The sequence below is a fragment of the Streptomyces sp. NPDC060028 genome (assembly GCF_042736725.1).
Lineage (GTDB): Bacteria > Actinomycetota > Actinomycetes > Streptomycetales > Streptomycetaceae > Streptomyces.
In genome coordinates this window covers 59,041-73,642 of the sequence record NZ_JBHWVJ010000027.1, presented here as the reverse complement: position 1 = coordinate 73,642, position 14,602 = coordinate 59,041, and the positions used below count along the sequence as shown (strand labels likewise).

Genomic DNA, 14,602 nt, shown 5'->3' with positions numbered 1-14,602 from the left:
CCGGGGGAGACCCGGCCGGGCTTCTTTCCTTCGAAAACAGGGGGGTGATCAGCCGGTGAAGGGCTTGACGTCGAGGATCTTGACGGAGGCCTTCTTGCCGTTCGGCAGCTCGTACTCGGCGTCCTCGCCGATCGTCTTGCCCATCACGCCGCTGCCCAGCGGGGACTGCGGCGAGTAGGTCTCGAAGTCCGAGGACGCGTACTCGCGCGAGGCCAGCAGGAACTCCATGGTGTCGCTCTCGTCGCCGTCGAAGGCGATCTTGACCAGGGTGCCCGGGGCCACCACGCCGTCGGAGGCGGGCGCGGTGCCGACCTTGGCGTTCTCCAGGAGCTGCGTCAGCTGGCGGACGCGAAGCTCCTGCTTGCCCTGCTCCTCCTTGGCCGCGTGGTAACCGCCGTTCTCACGGAGGTCACCTTCCTCACGGGCAGCAGCGATCTTCGTCGCGATCTCCGTGCGTGCGGGACCAGAGAGGTAGTCCAGCTCCGCCTTCAGCTGGTCGTACGCCGCCTGGGTCAGCCAGGTGACGCTTTCGCTCGTCTGGGTCACGGGTGCTCCTCGTCGGTACAGGGGGACTACATGGCCGCCAGCGGCGGACGAAACCACGAGCCTAACAATTCGGGAAGAAAAGGGGGAGGACCCGAAGGCGTCCCGGCGGTCCCCGATCACCCCGGCCACGCGCCCGGGCCCCGGCCCGCGCACCAGGTCACCCCGGGCGTGTTCCCCGCGGAACGACCGGATCCGTCAGCTCTTCGAGGCGGCGGGACGACAGCCGACGAGCTCGATCACCGCGGCCCGGCCGGTGGTCTTCAGCGAGACGACCTCGTCGACGCGCGTGTCCTTCTGCGCGAAGGTGAAGTCCGCGCGACCCACCTCGCCGTGCTCCTTGTTCTGTGAGCTCAGAGTGCACACCCCGGCGACCGAGGCCTCCTTGCGCACCTCCAGGTGCACCTTCACCTCGGTGTCCGAGACGATCTGGAACTTGATCACCTCGGCGCTGACGGTCTGCCCGGCGACGTAGTCCCAGCCGATCCAGCCGACCGCGCCCAGCAGCGCGACGCCCAGCACCGACCCGACGATCTTGAGCTTCCGGTCCGCACGCTCGTCCGCCGACCGGCCGTACCGGCCCTCGGGCAGTCCCTCGCGCACCGCGCTCATTGATCGATCCTTTCGAGAGGGCGGGACCGGGCCGTCACAGGCCCACCCCAGGAATTTTCCGTCCCCCGATTCGGTCACTATAGAAGCCGCCCACCCTGACGAATCACAGAGGATCCTGTCTTGACCGAGCAGCTTCGACTGATGGCCGTCCACGCCCACCCCGACGACGAGTCGAGCAAGGGCGCGGCCACCATGGCCAAGTACGTGTCCGAGGGGGTGCCCGTGCTGGTCGTGACCTGCACCGGTGGCGAGCGCGGCTCCGTCCTGAACCCCAAGCTCCAGGGTGACAAGTACATCGAGGAGCACATCCACGAGGTCCGCGCCAAGGAGATGGACGAAGCGCGCGAGATCCTCGGCGTGCAGCAGGAATGGCTGGGATACGTCGACTCCGGGCTTCCGGAGGGCGACCCGCTGCCGCCGCTGCCCCAGGGGTGCTTCGCACTGGAGGACATCGACGAGGCGGCCGGCCGCCTGGTGAAGAAGATCCGCGCCTTCAGACCGCAGGTCGTCACCACGTACGACGAGAACGGCGGCTACCCGCACCCCGACCACATCATGACCCACAAGATCTCGATGGTCGCCTTCGACGGCTCGGCCGACACCGAGAAGTACCCGGAGGCCGAGTTCGGCCCGGCGTACCAGCCGCAGAAGCTGTACTACAACCAGGGCTTCAACAAGCCGCGCACCATCGCCCTGCACGAGGCGCTGCTCTCGCGCGGCATGGAGTCCCCGTACGGCGAGTGGCTGGAGCGGTGGAAGGAGTTCGAGCGCACCGAGCGGACCCTGACCACGCACGTCCCCTGCGCGGACTTCTTCGAGATCCGTGACAAGGCGCTCATCGCGCACGCCACGCAGATCGACCCCGACGGCGGCTGGTTCCGCGTCCCGATGGATCTCCAGAAGGAGGTCTGGCCGACGGAGGAGTACGAGCTGGCGAAGTCGCTCGTCGACACTTCCCTCCCCGAGTCCGACCTCTTCGCGGGCATCCGGGAGAATGCCTAGCCATGAACGCTACGCAGGCTGCTCTGACCCAGATCCTTCCGCTGGCGGGTGACACCTTCGACAAGAACAAGGTGACCCCCGGAATCCTGGGCTTCATCGTCTTCGCGGCCCTCGCCCTCGGGGTGTGGGGCCTGATGAAGTCGATGAGCCGGCACATGGGCCGGGTGGACTTCAAGGAGGCCCCCGAGCCCGCCCCGACCGCGGGCCAGGACGGCTCCCGGCCGTAAGGCACCCGCTCGCGCGAGCGCCGCCACCGCCCCGGAAAGGGGCGGGGCGGCGGATTCGACGCGTTCTCACCCGGCCCCCCGGGGCGCGGGCCTCAGGCCGGGACTCCCATGATCTCCTGCGCGTGCAGGTTCGGGACCAGGGAGAGGCGCCAGGCCTGCCAGCCCTCCGAGGGGTCCACACCGCGGGCCAGGATGAGGCCGTACGTCTCCAGGCAGTCCTCCAGGCGGCCGTCCCGCAGCGGGTGCGGGGCTCCGACCAGGCGGCCGAGCTCGGCGCGGGCCTCCTCCGGGGCGCTCGGGAGCGCGTACGGGAGCAGGGTGCAGCGCAGGAAGCGGGCCCAGTCCTCGCCGCGCCGGTCCCCGTACGAGATGAACAGCCGGACCGCCTCCTCGCACAGGCTCAGCGCCTGCGCGATCTTGGCGTTGCCCGCGTCGACGACCGCGAGCTCCAGGCAGGTCCAGGCCTCGCCGTGGGCCAGGCCGATGCGCCGGAAGTCCGCCCGCGCGTCCACCAGCAGCTGGCGGGCGAAGCCGGAGTTCTTCAGGTTGCCCGTCTGGGCGGCGCGCTGGTCGCGCGTCACCCGGCCCGAGTGGTGGCGGGCGTGGGCCAGCCCGTACACGTCCCGCATCCGGGAGAACATCGTGCGGGCCCGCTCCAGCTCCCGTATCGCCCGGTCGCGCTCGCCGTCCTCCTCCAGCGCCTGCCCGAGGTAGAACAGCGTCCACGCCTCGCCGCGCGCGTCCTCCGCCTCCCGGTGCCGGGCGAGCGCCTCGCGCAGCCGCTCCACCGCCGCGCCGGGGTCCCCGTCGACCACCCGGGCCCGGCCGAGCTGGGTCAGCGCCCAGGCCTCGCCACGGTCGTCGCGCGTGCGCCCGTACAGGTCCAGGGCCAGGCGCAGCTCCGCCTCCGCCCGGTCCACCTCGCCCAGGCGCAGGTGCACCTGCCCGAGCTGGAAGTGCGCCCAGGCCTCGCCGTGCACGCTCTCGCTCTCCCGGTGCAGGGCCAGGGACTGCCCCAGCAGCCGCCGCGCCTCCGCCAGGCGTCCGAGGTCGCGCTCGACCGCCGCGAGGGCGTGCAGCCCCCAGGCCCGGTCGCCCGCCAGTTCCTCGGGCGTCTGCAGGGCGAGGGCCTCGCGGATGCGGGCGGCCGCCTCGGGGAGGTTGCCCTGGTGGTGCAGGGTGATGCCGAGGGAGATGAGGGCCATGCCCGCGCCCGCTTCCTGGCGGGCCTCCATGTACTGGTCGACGACCGAGGTCAGGGTGGTGCGGGCCTTGTCGAGGTCGCCGAGCTGACGGGCCGCGATGCCCGTGCGCCACTGCACCGAGCGCCCCAGCAGCCCCTGGCCCCCGGCCTCCACCGCCTGGGTGAGCTCGTTGATCTCCCCGAGCCGGTACAGGTCCCCGCGCAGCAGGCAGAAGTCGCAGAGTGCGCCGAGCAGGTCCAGCACCGCCCGCTGGTCCACGCCCTCCGAGTGCCGCAGCGCCACCGTGATGAAACTCGACTCGTCGTCCAGCCAGCGCAGGGCCGCGTCCAGGGAGGGGAAGCCGTGGCCGTCGAAGTGGTTGGCCCGGGTGGACATCTTCCCGTCGACCATGCGGATCACCGAGTCCGCGAGCTGCGCGTAGTTGCGGATCAGCCGCTCGTGCGCGGCCGCCGCCTCGGCCCGGTCCTCGTCCGCGGCGAGCCGCGCCGCCGCGTACGAGCGGACCGCGTCGTGCATGCGGAACCGCTCACCGCGTACGTGGTCCAGCAGCCCCGCGTCCGCCAGCTCGCGCAGCAGCCGCCCGGCCTCCGCCCGGTCCGCGTCGATCAGCGCGGCGGCGGCCGCCGCGCCGAGCGAGGCCCGGCCGGCCAGGGTGAGGCGGCGCAGCAGCCGACGCCGCTCCTCGGGGAGGCGTACGTAGGCCAGGTCCAGGGCCTGCTCCAGGGAGGCCTGCGCGCCCGCCCCCGAGCCGCCGTCCGAGGCCCGCGCCGAGCCGAGGGGCGCCAGCACCCGCAGCGCGAGCGGCAGTCCCGCGCCCAGCTCCAACAGCCCGGCCTCCGCCGCGGCCCCGGCCGCCGCCCCGCCCGCCGCCCGCGCCCCGGAGCGCAGCACCTCGGCCGCCTCCGGCTCCGCCAGGCGCGTCACCGGCAGTTGGTGCACCCAGGCCGGCAGGTCCGCGGGCAGCTCCAGCGGCTCCCGCGCGGTGACCAGCACGAGGCTCTCGGAGCGCTCCGGTACGAGGAGCCGTACCTGGGCCACGTCCACGGCGTCGTCGAGCACCACCGTCACCGGGAGTCCCTGCAGGTGCTGGTGGTACAACTCGCCGAGCCTGCGCACCTGTTGCTCCGCCGAGGCGCCGTCGCGGAAGAGCAGCTGCTCGCGCGGGGCGCCCAGCCGGTTCAGCAGGTGCAGCAGTGCCTCCCGGGTCGGCAGCGGGGCCTCGCCGCCGCCGGAGCCGCCGCCGGTGCCGCCGCCGGTGCCCCCTGGCCCCGGGGATCCCGTGGAGCCGCCCCGCAGGTCCACCACGCAGGCGCCCCGGAACTGGTCCCGCAGCTCGTGGGCCGCCCGCAGTGCCAGCGTGGTGCGGCCCACCCCGGGCTCGCCGTGCAGCACCACGACCACCGGCCGGGTGTCCGTACTGGCCCGGGCGGCCTGCACCCACTGCGCGATCCGGGTCAGCTCCGCCTTCCGCCCGGCGAACGCCTCGTCCCGGTGCGGGAGTTGTCCGAAAGACTGCTCCAGGGCGCTGCGCCGGCGGGCTTCCGCGCTGCGGTCGACGGTCCGGCGCGGCGGGATGCCGTTGCCGCTGCGGGGCGCGCGCGCCGCCGCGGCGACCGTGCGCTGCTGCTCCAGGAACGGGCGGATCCCGCGCACCTCCAGGGCCGACAGCCACTGGAGCCTGAGCTGCTCGACCCCGCCGGGCCGGCCCAGCTGCCCGGCGCGGCGGTTCGCGGCCGGCAGGTGCAGGGCCGTCACCTTGGCGACCGTCGCCGTGGCCCCCGCGACCCCGGCGATGGCGCCCGCCGTCAGCGAGGTGCCCACGGCGACCCCGAAGGCGAGGTCCGCCCCGGCCGCGGCGAGCGCGGCAACGGCCGTCACGAGCAGTGCCGTTGAGGTGTTGGTGCGGCGGAAGGCGTCGCCGATCGACTCGTCCCCGGCCGCCGCCTCGTCCAGGGCCCGTACGTACGCCTCGTACTCGGGGGCCGCGCTCGCCGCGAGGGCGTCCAGCGCCTCCTTGCCGCGGGCCAGCAGCGCCGCCTTGTTCGGGGAGGGCTCGGGCCCGCCCGCCGCGGGCACCGTCCGCCGGGCCTCCTCGTCGATGGCCCGGCCCAACAGTCGTTCGGCCTCACTGCGATGGCTGTCCCGCATCGGCATCCCCTCAGAGAGCTGGCTCCGCAACCGTGCCCCAAGTGTCCGTCGGGACTCGGGCGAGCGCGAGAGAATCTGAGCTAGTTCAGAGGGAGTTGCAGCAGATTCGGTCGCTTATGGTGGCCGGATGGAGAAACGCCGGGTGGCGTGGGGACTGTGCGCGGCGCTGCTGTCGCTGTCGGCGACGGCGACGGCGTGTGAAGTGCCGTTGCCCGAGAAGGGGTTCGTGGTGGTGCGGCACGAGAAGGCCGCGGCCGCAGACGCCGAGAGTGCCCGGTTCCTGAAGCAGTGGGGGATCGACACGATGTCCGTGGACCAGCTGAACGCCTACGTCGACCTCCCGTACCGGGTCACGGTGGTCTCCCGCTCCTGCGCGGGCGAGGGCACCGGATACGACCCCGACGCCCACCGCATCGAGCTCTGCTACGACGACTTCACCGAGGACCTGGAGCTGCTGAGGCGGGCCGGGGCCGGAGCCGGGACCGCGACCGGGGACGAGGCGCTCTCCGACCTCGTCCGGGAGACGCTCTACCACGAGGCGGGCCACGCGCTGCTCGACGCGCTGGACCTTCCGGACGAGGGCGACCGGGCCGAGGAGGACGCCGCCGACCGCTTCGCCCGGCTGATGCTGCTGGGCGAGGGAAAGAGCGGCGAGACGGCCCTCCTGACCGCCGCCCGGGGCTACGACCTCGCGGCGGCCGACGCTCCCGAGACGGACCCGCAGGACGAGCACGCCCCCGACGCCGAACGCGCGGAGGCCCACCGCTGCGCGGTCTACGGCGCGGCCCCCGCCCGGCACGAGGACCTCGCCACCCCGGCCCGCGCCGGCTGCGGCGCGACCTGGATCCGGACCCGCGACACCTGGACCCGCGACCTGGCCCCGCTCCTTCGGCGCTGATCCGGGCGCGCCGCGTGAGGAAATCCCCGCGCCGTCAGATGGCTCCCAGATCGGCAGTGACGGGGAAAGGCGCGGCAGCTTTGATCACGCCGGTGAACATCTCGCCGTCCCTGTAGGCCTTGGTGGCGGGGTCGAGAGCGTAGGTGTAGACGATCGGGACACCGGTGGCGGCCTGCTCGATGCGCCAGTAGAAGGGGATGCCGGCCTTGGCGTACTGGTCCACCTTCACGATCCGGTCCGTGGTCTCCGAGCCGGGCGACACGACCTCGACGACCAGGAGTACGTGTTCGGGGCGGGTGGGCGTGAGGTCGATGGTCTGCGCCCGGTAGACGATGACGTCCGGACGGCGGTTGGTGAGGGGAACGTCCTGCAGACGGACGTCGAAGTCCGTATCGGCGTTCCAGTCCGGGCCTGCGGCGGCGTCCAGGACATTGGCCAGGATCCGGGCCGGCCGGTTGTGCCGCTTGGAGGCGCTCGGGCTCACGACGACCATCCCGTCCACGACCTCGATGCCGGCGCACTGTTCCTCGGACCACGAGTCGTACTGCTCCGCGCTGATCTGGGTGTGCATCCACGCGGGCGCCACCATCTCGGCGGTCATGGTGTGCCTCCTTCGAGGAGCCTCGACAGGTCCAGCGCTGCTGGTCGCAGCCTACTGTCCCGCGATGTCGAGGCGCCCGATTTCGCACGAGCGTGATTGCCACCCCCGGTGGGGCCTTGCCGGGCTCGTCGAAGCCCGCCCGGCGAGGGCGCTGTGAGAGGCTGGGTCACATGAACCGGTTGGCTGGTGTGACCTCGCCTTATCTGCTTCAGCACGCCGACAATCCCGTCGACTGGTGGCCCTGGACGCCGGAGGCTTTCGAGGAAGCACATCGGCGCAACGTGCCCGTTCTGCTGTCGGTCGGCTACTCGGCGTGCCACTGGTGCCACGTCATGGCGCACGAGTCCTTCGAGGACGAGCTGTCCGCCGCGTACATGAACGAGCACTTCGTCAACATCAAGGTGGACCGCGAAGAGCGCCCCGACATCGACGCCGTGTACATGGAGGCCGTGCAGGCGGCCACCGGGCAGGGCGGCTGGCCCATGACCGTCTTCCTGACCCCCGAGGCCGAGCCGTTCTACTTCGGGACCTACTTCCCGCCCGAGCCCCGGCACGGCTCGCCGTCCTTCATGCAGGTCCTCGAAGGCGTGCGGAGCGCCTGGGTGGGCCGCCCCGAGGAGGTGGCCGACGTCGCGCAGCGGATCGTACGGGACCTCGCGGGCCGGCAGCTGGACTACGGGAAGGGCGGCCTCCCCGGCGGCGAGGAGCTCGCGCGGGCGCTGCTCGGTCTGACACGGGAGTACGACGCCACGCGCGGCGGGTTCGGCGGCGCGCCGAAGTTCCCGCCGTCCATGGTGCTGGAGTTCCTGCTGCGCCACCACGCCCGGACCGGGTCCGAGGGGGCGCTGCAGATGGCCGCCGACACCTGCGAGGCGATGGCCCGGGGCGGGATCTACGACCAGCTCGGCGGCGGCTTCGCGCGGTACTCGGTGGACCGGGAGTGGGTCGTCCCGCACTTCGAGAAGATGCTGTACGACAACGCGCTGCTGTGCCGGGTGTACGCGCACCTGTGGCGGGCCACCGGGTCGGACCTGGCCCGCCGGGTGGCGCTGGAGACGGCCGATTTCATGGTCCGGGAACTGCGCACGGGCGAGGGCGGTTTCGCCTCGGCGCTCGATGCCGACAGCGAGGATCCGCTGAGCGGCAAGCACGTGGAGGGGGCGTACTACGCCTGGACGCCGGGCGGGTTGGCCGATGCGCTCGGCGAGGCCGACGGGGAGCTGGCGGCCGCGTACTTCGGGGTGACCGAGGAGGGCACCTTCGAGCACGGCGCGTCGGTGCTCCAACTGCCGGCCGCAGGGCCCGTCGTCGACGCCGGGAAGGTCGCGGAGATCCGGGAGCGGCTGCTGGCGGCGCGCGCGCAGCGTCCGGCGCCCGGCCGGGACGACAAGATCGTGGCCGCCTGGAACGGGCTGGCCATCGCGGCCCTCGCCGAGTGCGGGGCCTTCTTCGACCGGCCGGACCTCGTGGACCGGGCCACCGAGGCCGCCGATCTGCTGGTCAGGGTCCACTTCGACGTGGCGGCCGGGCGGGCCCGGCTCGCGCGGACCAGCAAGGACGGCAGGGCCGGGGCCAACGCGGGGGTGCTGGAGGACTACGGCGACGTCGCCGAGGGCTTCCTGGCGCTCGCCGCCGTCACCGGCGAGGGTGTCTGGCTGGAGTTCGCCGGGTTCCTCTTGGACCTGGTGCTGGACCTGTTCACCGCCGAGGACGGGTCGCTGTACGACACCGCGCACGATGCCGAGCAACTGATCCGCCGACCCCAGGACCCCACCGACACGGCCGCCCCCTCCGGCTGGACCGCCGCCGCGGGCGCGCTGCTCTCGTACGCCGCGCACACCGGCTCCCAGGCGCACCGCACGGCGGCCGAGCGGGCGCTCGGGGTGGTGGCGGCGCTCGGGCCGCGCGCCCCGCGCTTCATCGGGCACGGTCTGGCGGTCGCCGAGGCGCTGCTCGACGGGCCGCGCGAGGTCGCGGTCGTCGGCCATCCCGAGGACCCGGCGCGGGCGGAGTTGCACCGGACCGCGTTGCTGGGGACGGCCCCGGGGGCCGTGGTGGCGGTCGGTCTGCCGGCCGCGGCGGACGGCAGCGCGGGGGAGTTCCCCCTGCTGGCCGAGCGCACACTCGTACGCGAGCTTCCGGCGGCGTATGTGTGTCGGCATTTCGTCTGCGCACGGCCTACGACGGACCCGGCCGAGCTGGCCGAGCAGTTGGGGACGGTTCTCCCCTGACTGCCTTCGCCTGCCGGAGCCGGAGCCGGGGCCGGACCTAGTGCGAGTACGCGGCCAGCGAGATGCCGACGTAGTGGGCCACGAAGGCCGCCAGCGTCAGTGAGTGGAAGACCTCGTGGAAGCCGAAGAAGCGGGGGGAGGGGTTGGGGCGCTTCATCCCGTAGATGACCCCTCCCACGCTGTACAGCAGGCCGCCGACGATCACCAGGACCAGGACGGCGATGCCGCCGGTGCGCATGAAGTCGGGCAGGAAGAAGACGGCCGCCCAGCCCATGGCGATGTAGCACGGCGTGTACAGCCAGCGCGGCGCGCCGACCCAGAAGACACGGAAGGCGATGCCGGCGGCGGCCGCGATCCAGACCGCCCACAGCAGGGTCCGCCCGGTGGAGGGCGGCAGCAGCAGGACGGTCAGCGGGGTGTACGTGCCCGCGATGATCAGAAAGATGTTGGCGTGGTCGAGCCGCCGCAGGATGGCCTCGCCGCGCGGGCCCCAGGTGCCGCGGTGGTAGACGGCGCTGACGCCGAAGAGCAGGCACGCCGTGAGGATGTAGACCCCGCACGCGACCCGCGCCCGGGTCGAGTCGGTGAAGGCCATCAACACCAGGCCCGCGATCACCACGGTGGGGAACATCCCCGTGTGCAGCCAGCCGCGCATCAGCGGCTTGGCTTCCGGTTCCGGCGCATCCGGCGCATCCGGTACGGCCACGGCAGCGGCGTCAGAAGTCATGGCGGCCATGCTACCTACGGGTCCGTAGGTTTCCGTTAGTGAGCTTTACGGAAGATTGACCGGAGTGGCGATGCTCACGTGAGAAGCCCCCTGGACATATGCGCACACGCACCGGATGATCAGATGAGTGCGGTCGACACCGGATGAGCGGAGCGCGAAGCATCCGGGTCGCAGCCCCCACGGGGCCTACACCAAACAAACCCCTCAACAAGGAGCAATCGTGGCGCGCGACAACGCGGCTCCCACTTCCGGCACGACTCGTCCCACCGAGCACGCAGGGCTCGTCTCGTGGGTCGATGAGATCGCAGCGATCACCGAGCCCGACCGGATCGTCTGGTGCGACGGCTCCGAGGCCGAGTACGAGGCCCTCTGCGAGGAGCTCGTCGCCAAGGGCACGTTCAAGAAGCTCGACGAGACCAAGCGCCCGAACTCGTACTACGCCGCCTCCGACCCGACCGACGTCGCGCGCGTCGAGGACCGGACCTTCATCTGCTCCGAGAAGGAAGAGGACGCGGGCCCGACCAACCACTGGAAGGCCCCGGCGGAGATGAAGGACCTCTTCTCCGGTGAGAAGGGCATCTTCCGCGGCTCGATGAAGGGCCGGACGATGTACGTCGTCCCGTTCTGCATGGGCCCCCTGGGCTCGGAGCTCTCCGCCATCGGCGTCGAGATCACCGACTCCGCCTACGTCGCCGTCGCCATGCGCACCATGACCCGCATGGGCAAGCCCGTCCTCGACGAGCTCGGCACCGACGGGTTCTTCGTCAAGGCCGTCCACACCCTCGGCGCTCCGCTCGCCGAGGGCCAGGCCGACGTGCCGTGGCCCTGCAACACCACCAAGTACATCTCGCACTTCCCCGAGACCCGCGAGATCTGGTCCTACGGTTCCGGCTACGGCGGCAACGCCCTGCTCGGCAAGAAGTGCTACGCCCTGCGCATCGCGTCCGTCATGGCCCGTGACGAGGGCTGGCTCGCCGAGCACATGCTGATCCTCAAGCTCACCCCGCCGCAGGGTGAAGCCACCTACGTCGCCGCCGCCTTCCCGTCCGCCTGTGGCAAGACCAACCTCGCCATGCTGGAGCCCACGATCCCCGGCTGGACGGTCGAGACCATCGGCGACGACATCGCCTGGATGCGCTTCGGCGAGGACGGTCGCCTGTACGCGATCAACCCCGAGGCCGGCTTCTTCGGCGTCGCCCCCGGCACCGGCGAGCACACCAACGCCAACGCCATGAAGACGATGTACGCCAACACCGTCTTCACCAACGTCGCGCTCACCCCGGACGGCTCCGACGTCTGGTGGGAGGGCATGACCGAAGAGGCGCCCGCGCACCTCATCGACTGGAAGGGCAACGCCTGGACCCCGGAGTCCGGCACCCCGGCGGCCCACCCCAACGCCCGCTTCGCCGTCCCGGCCTCCCAGTGCCCGACGATCGCCCCCGAGTGGGAGGACCCCAAGGGCGTCCCGATCTCCGCGATCCTCTTCGGCGGCCGCCGCGCCTCCGCCGTGCCGCTGGTCACCGAGTCCTTCGACTGGAACCACGGCGTCTTCATCGGCTCGAACATCGCCTCCGAGAAGACCGCCGCCGCCGAGGGCAAGGTCGGCGAGCTGCGCCGCGACCCCTTCGCGATGCTGCCGTTCTGCGGCTACAACATGGGCGACTACATGGCCCACTGGGTCAAGGTCGCCGCCGACAAGGACCAGTCGAAGCTCCCGAAGATCTACTACGTGAACTGGTTCCGCAAGAACGACGCGGGCAAGTTCGTGTGGCCCGGCTTCGGCGAGAACAGCCGCGTCCTGAAGTGGATCGTCGAGCGCCTGGAGGGCACCGCCGAGGGCGTGGAGACCCCGATCGGCATCCTGCCGACCGTCGCCTCCCTCGACACCGACGGCCTGGACATCCCGGCCGCCGACCTCGACTTCCTCCTCACGGTCGACAAGGAGGTCTGGCGCGAGGAGGCCTCCCTGGTCCCCGAGCACCTGAACACCTACGGCGACCACACCCCCAAGGAGCTGTGGGACCAGTACCACGCGCTCGTCGAGCGCCTGGGCTGAACCCCGGCCACACATACCACGGCCGACTAGTCCCCGGCCGTCAGACGCGGGAGTCCCCGACCGGATTCCCCACGACCTTCCAAATAGGTCGTGTGCGTCTGCTGACGGCGGGCCTCCGTGTCACGGAGGTCCGCCGTCGTGCGTTCCGCCTCCTCGTACAGCACCGTCAGCTGCCGCTCCAGGTGCCGTTCCGGCGACTCGCCGCCCGGCGTGAACCGCGTCCACCAGCGCGTCCGGTCGTACGTGTGCACGCACTCCGGTACGTCCTGCGCGATGGCCCGCGACAGCGCGTGCACCGCCTCCGGGTCCGTGGCCAGCGCGTCGGCCACCCAGCCCGGCTCCAGCAGCGCCCCGTACAGCTCCAGCAGCGCGGCGAGCGGACCCGCGACGGCCTGCGGCAGATCCACCTCGGCCACGTACTCGCGCAGCCGCTCGTACTGCTCCCGGATCGCGTCCAGTTGCCGGCCCGGCTCCGGAGGGGGCGGCGGGACCCGCTCCGGCGGGGCGATCAGCGCGCCGGCCCCGTACAGACCGGCGACCACCACCGGCCAGTACGTCCCCGCCACCCCGGCGACGGTCAGGCCCAGGCCGGCCACGCCGCACGTGCAGCCGGCCAGGTTCTTCTTCGACTCCAGGTAGCCGAGCACCCGGGCCGCCACACTCGGTCTGCTCTGCCTGCTGTGCCTACTGGTAGCCACGGATCTCCTCGAAGGCCCCGTTAAGGGACCGGTCGCCGCCGGTGGCGTCGAAGAGCCGTCCGCCGGTCAGTTCGGTGATGTGGGTGAGCTCCTTGCGGTCCGAGTCCCCGAAGAGCACAGCGAAGACCGGCGTGCGCTTCTGGTCCTCGGGCAGGGCGGCGTAGAAGGAGTCGAAGTGCTTGGCCCCGACGCCCTCGGTGTTCTCGCCGTCCGTCATCAGCACGATCGAGGTGAACGCGTCCGCCCCGTCCTTGCCGAGGTGCTGGTAGGCCGCCTCCAGGCTGCTGTAGACCGCGGTACCCCCCTCGGGCGTCAGCGACTTCACGTCACCGCGGATCGCGTCCAGGGCGGCCCCCGGATTGCCCGGCTCGACGACGTGCGTCAGCACCTCCTTCACCTTGCCGCCGAAGGGGAGCAGCGTCACCTCCTCGCGGTCGCGGAAGCGCTGTCCGGTGCCCGAACTGCCGCTCCCCGTCAGCTCGGTGAGCGCCGACTTGAGTCGCCCGATGCGGTCCTCCTCGGACATGGAACCCGAGGTGTCCAGGACGTAGACGGTGCGCGAGGGCCGGCGCAGCTCGTTCTCGTAACTGGCCAGCAGCCCGTCGGCGACCGAGCGGGTGCCCGGGAAGGGCAGCTCGCGCCGCTTGTCGGCGTTCAGCCCGACGGCCGGTGCGACCCCGGAGGCCACCGGCCGGCGGAAGGTCCGCTCGGTGATCGCCTTCTGGGCGTCGGCCCCGCGCAGGTACTCGGTCAGCGTCCGGCCCGACTCGCGGGCCCCGGCCGGGGCGGAGGTCAGCAGGGTCAGCGGGTAGTGGGCGGTGACCACGCCGTCGAGCGGCCGCACGACCGTCAGGTCCGTCTTCGAGTCCCGGTTCATGGACAGCAGCACCGACTCGTAGTTCACCAGCGCGTCCACGTCCCCGCGCTTGGTGTACGCCGTCGCCAGCCAGCCCGAGGAGCCGGAGGTCAGCTTCTGCCCGGTGAAGAACTGCCTCAGCCGCGGCTGCGCGTTCTTCACGTCCGCGTCGGTCAGCGCGGCCTGCGCGCCGGACAGGCCGGAGGCCACCGATATCAGCGCGGAGAAACCGGAGTTGGAACGCACGGGGTCGGTCATCCCATACGTCAGCTTCCCGGCGGCGACGGCCTCGTGGACCGCCGACCAGGTGACCTCTTCGGGCTTCCACCCGAGCCGGGCCAGCGCCTGCGGCTTCACGCCGAGCGCGACGGGCGAGGACATCACGGGGGTCTCGCTGGACAGCTTCCCGACGGCCTCGGGGCGCAGCCGCAGATAGTCGTTGGAGGACAGCCAGATCGCGTCGTACTGCCCGTCGGCCTTGCCGGAAGCGATCTTCTCGACGGCATCGAGAGTCCCGGACCAGGTCAGCTTCACCGTGACCCCGGTAGCCTTCCTGGCCTGCTCCAGCACCGGCTGCATGTCGGCCAGCTCACTGGAGGCCAACACCCGCAGGGTCCCTTCCTTGTAGGCGGTCGCCTTCGGAGCGTCCGGCTTTTCGGACGAGGTGCAGCCCGTGGCCGCGGCGAGCACGGCCAGCGCGGCGGCGCCGGCCAGCGCAGCCCGGCGGAGCCCGGGCATGCCCGCGCGTGCAACCGTCGCGTCACCAACAATTCCAGCCTCGCCGGCGTTTGAGGCGCT

The 14,602-nt window shown here is 71.9% G+C and carries 12 protein-coding genes; 5 read left to right on the top strand and 7 right to left on the bottom strand.

Going from position 1 to position 14,602, the window contains the following annotated elements; all coding sequences use genetic code 11:
* Positions 1–48: 48 nt before the first annotated feature.
* Positions 49–546, bottom strand: coding sequence for a transcription elongation factor GreA (gene greA, locus ACFWBF_RS16020; protein WP_385225258.1), 498 nt, complete (start codon positions 544–546; stop codon positions 49–51).
* 195 nt (positions 547–741) lie between these two features.
* On the bottom strand, positions 742–1,155 hold the full coding sequence (locus ACFWBF_RS16015; protein WP_385601269.1) for a DUF4307 domain-containing protein: 414 nt from the start codon (positions 1,153–1,155) through the stop codon (positions 742–744).
* Between the two features lie 120 nt (positions 1,156–1,275).
* On the opposite strand from ACFWBF_RS16015, the gene mca reads away from it, so the two are divergent.
* Positions 1,276–2,157, top strand: a complete 882-nt coding sequence (gene mca, locus ACFWBF_RS16010) for a mycothiol conjugate amidase Mca (protein ID WP_385601266.1) — start codon at positions 1,276–1,278, stop codon at positions 2,155–2,157.
* A gap of 2 nt (positions 2,158–2,159) precedes the next feature.
* Positions 2,160–2,384 (top strand): hypothetical protein, encoded by a 225-nt coding sequence (locus ACFWBF_RS16005; RefSeq protein ID WP_385601263.1) that lies wholly within the window; start codon positions 2,160–2,162, stop codon positions 2,382–2,384.
* 92 nt (positions 2,385–2,476) lie between these two features.
* Here the strand turns inward: ACFWBF_RS16005 and ACFWBF_RS16000 are convergent, their stop codons facing one another.
* Entirely contained in the window at positions 2,477–5,737 is a 3,261-nt protein-coding gene (locus ACFWBF_RS16000; RefSeq protein WP_385601260.1) for a tetratricopeptide repeat protein, read from the bottom strand.
* Positions 5,738–5,864: 127 nt separating this feature from the next.
* Here ACFWBF_RS16000 and ACFWBF_RS15995 point away from each other — a divergent pair, with 127 nt between their 5' ends.
* On the top strand, positions 5,865–6,635 hold the full coding sequence (locus tag ACFWBF_RS15995; RefSeq protein WP_385601257.1) for a DUF4344 domain-containing metallopeptidase: 771 nt from the start codon (positions 5,865–5,867) through the stop codon (positions 6,633–6,635).
* A gap of 34 nt (positions 6,636–6,669) precedes the next feature.
* On the opposite strand, the gene ACFWBF_RS15990 is transcribed toward ACFWBF_RS15995, so the two are convergent.
* Entirely contained in the window at positions 6,670–7,236 is a 567-nt protein-coding gene (locus ACFWBF_RS15990; RefSeq protein ID WP_385601254.1) for a Uma2 family endonuclease, read from the bottom strand.
* 170 nt (positions 7,237–7,406) lie between these two features.
* Between ACFWBF_RS15990 and ACFWBF_RS15985 the strand changes: the two genes are divergently transcribed.
* Positions 7,407–9,467, top strand: coding sequence for a thioredoxin domain-containing protein (locus ACFWBF_RS15985; protein WP_385601251.1), 2,061 nt, complete (start codon positions 7,407–7,409; stop codon positions 9,465–9,467).
* A 37-nt stretch (positions 9,468–9,504) separates the two neighbouring features.
* Here ACFWBF_RS15985 and ACFWBF_RS15980 read toward each other — a convergent pair whose 3' ends face one another.
* Complete coding sequence (locus ACFWBF_RS15980; protein ID WP_385601247.1) at positions 9,505–10,194, bottom strand: hemolysin III family protein; 690 nt, start codon at positions 10,192–10,194, stop codon at positions 9,505–9,507.
* 220 nt (positions 10,195–10,414) lie between these two features.
* Here ACFWBF_RS15980 and ACFWBF_RS15975 point away from each other — a divergent pair, with 220 nt between their 5' ends.
* Positions 10,415–12,250: a phosphoenolpyruvate carboxykinase (GTP) gene (locus tag ACFWBF_RS15975; protein ID WP_385601244.1), complete on the top strand. Its 1,836-nt coding sequence runs from the start codon at positions 10,415–10,417 to the stop codon at positions 12,248–12,250.
* A gap of 26 nt (positions 12,251–12,276) precedes the next feature.
* On the opposite strand, the gene ACFWBF_RS15970 is transcribed toward ACFWBF_RS15975, so the two are convergent.
* Both ACFWBF_RS15970 and ACFWBF_RS15965 read right to left on the bottom strand, forming a co-directional pair.
* Positions 12,277–12,948: a hypothetical protein gene (locus tag ACFWBF_RS15970; protein WP_385601242.1), complete on the bottom strand. Its 672-nt coding sequence runs from the start codon at positions 12,946–12,948 to the stop codon at positions 12,277–12,279.
* Positions 12,935–14,542: a substrate-binding domain-containing protein gene (locus ACFWBF_RS15965; RefSeq protein WP_385601238.1), complete on the bottom strand. Its 1,608-nt coding sequence runs from the start codon at positions 14,540–14,542 to the stop codon at positions 12,935–12,937. The genes ACFWBF_RS15970 and ACFWBF_RS15965 overlap by 14 nt, the downstream gene beginning before the upstream one ends.
* Between the last annotated feature and the right edge of the window lie 60 nt (positions 14,543–14,602).

What these genes read in the sequence shown, in the direction of transcription:
- ACFWBF_RS15980 (WP_385601247.1), bottom strand. Translation starts at nt 10,194, where the DNA reads ATGACTTCTGACGCCGCTGCCGTGGCCGTACCGGATGCGCCGGATGCG.
- ACFWBF_RS15985 (WP_385601251.1), top strand. Translation starts at nt 7,407, where the DNA reads ATGAACCGGTTGGCTGGTGTGACCTCGCCTTATCTGCTTCAGCACGCC.
- ACFWBF_RS16015 (WP_385601269.1), bottom strand. Translation starts at nt 1,155, where the DNA reads ATGAGCGCGGTGCGCGAGGGACTGCCCGAGGGCCGGTACGGCCGGTCG.
- ACFWBF_RS16000 (WP_385601260.1), bottom strand. Translation starts at nt 5,737, where the DNA reads ATGCGGGACAGCCATCGCAGTGAGGCCGAACGACTGTTGGGCCGGGCC.
- ACFWBF_RS16005 (WP_385601263.1), top strand. Translation starts at nt 2,160, where the DNA reads ATGAACGCTACGCAGGCTGCTCTGACCCAGATCCTTCCGCTGGCGGGT.
- ACFWBF_RS15995 (WP_385601257.1), top strand. Translation starts at nt 5,865, where the DNA reads ATGGAGAAACGCCGGGTGGCGTGGGGACTGTGCGCGGCGCTGCTGTCG.
- ACFWBF_RS15990 (WP_385601254.1), bottom strand. Translation starts at nt 7,236, where the DNA reads ATGACCGCCGAGATGGTGGCGCCCGCGTGGATGCACACCCAGATCAGC.
- ACFWBF_RS15965 (WP_385601238.1), bottom strand. Translation starts at nt 14,542, where the DNA reads ATGCCCGGGCTCCGCCGGGCTGCGCTGGCCGGCGCCGCCGCGCTGGCC.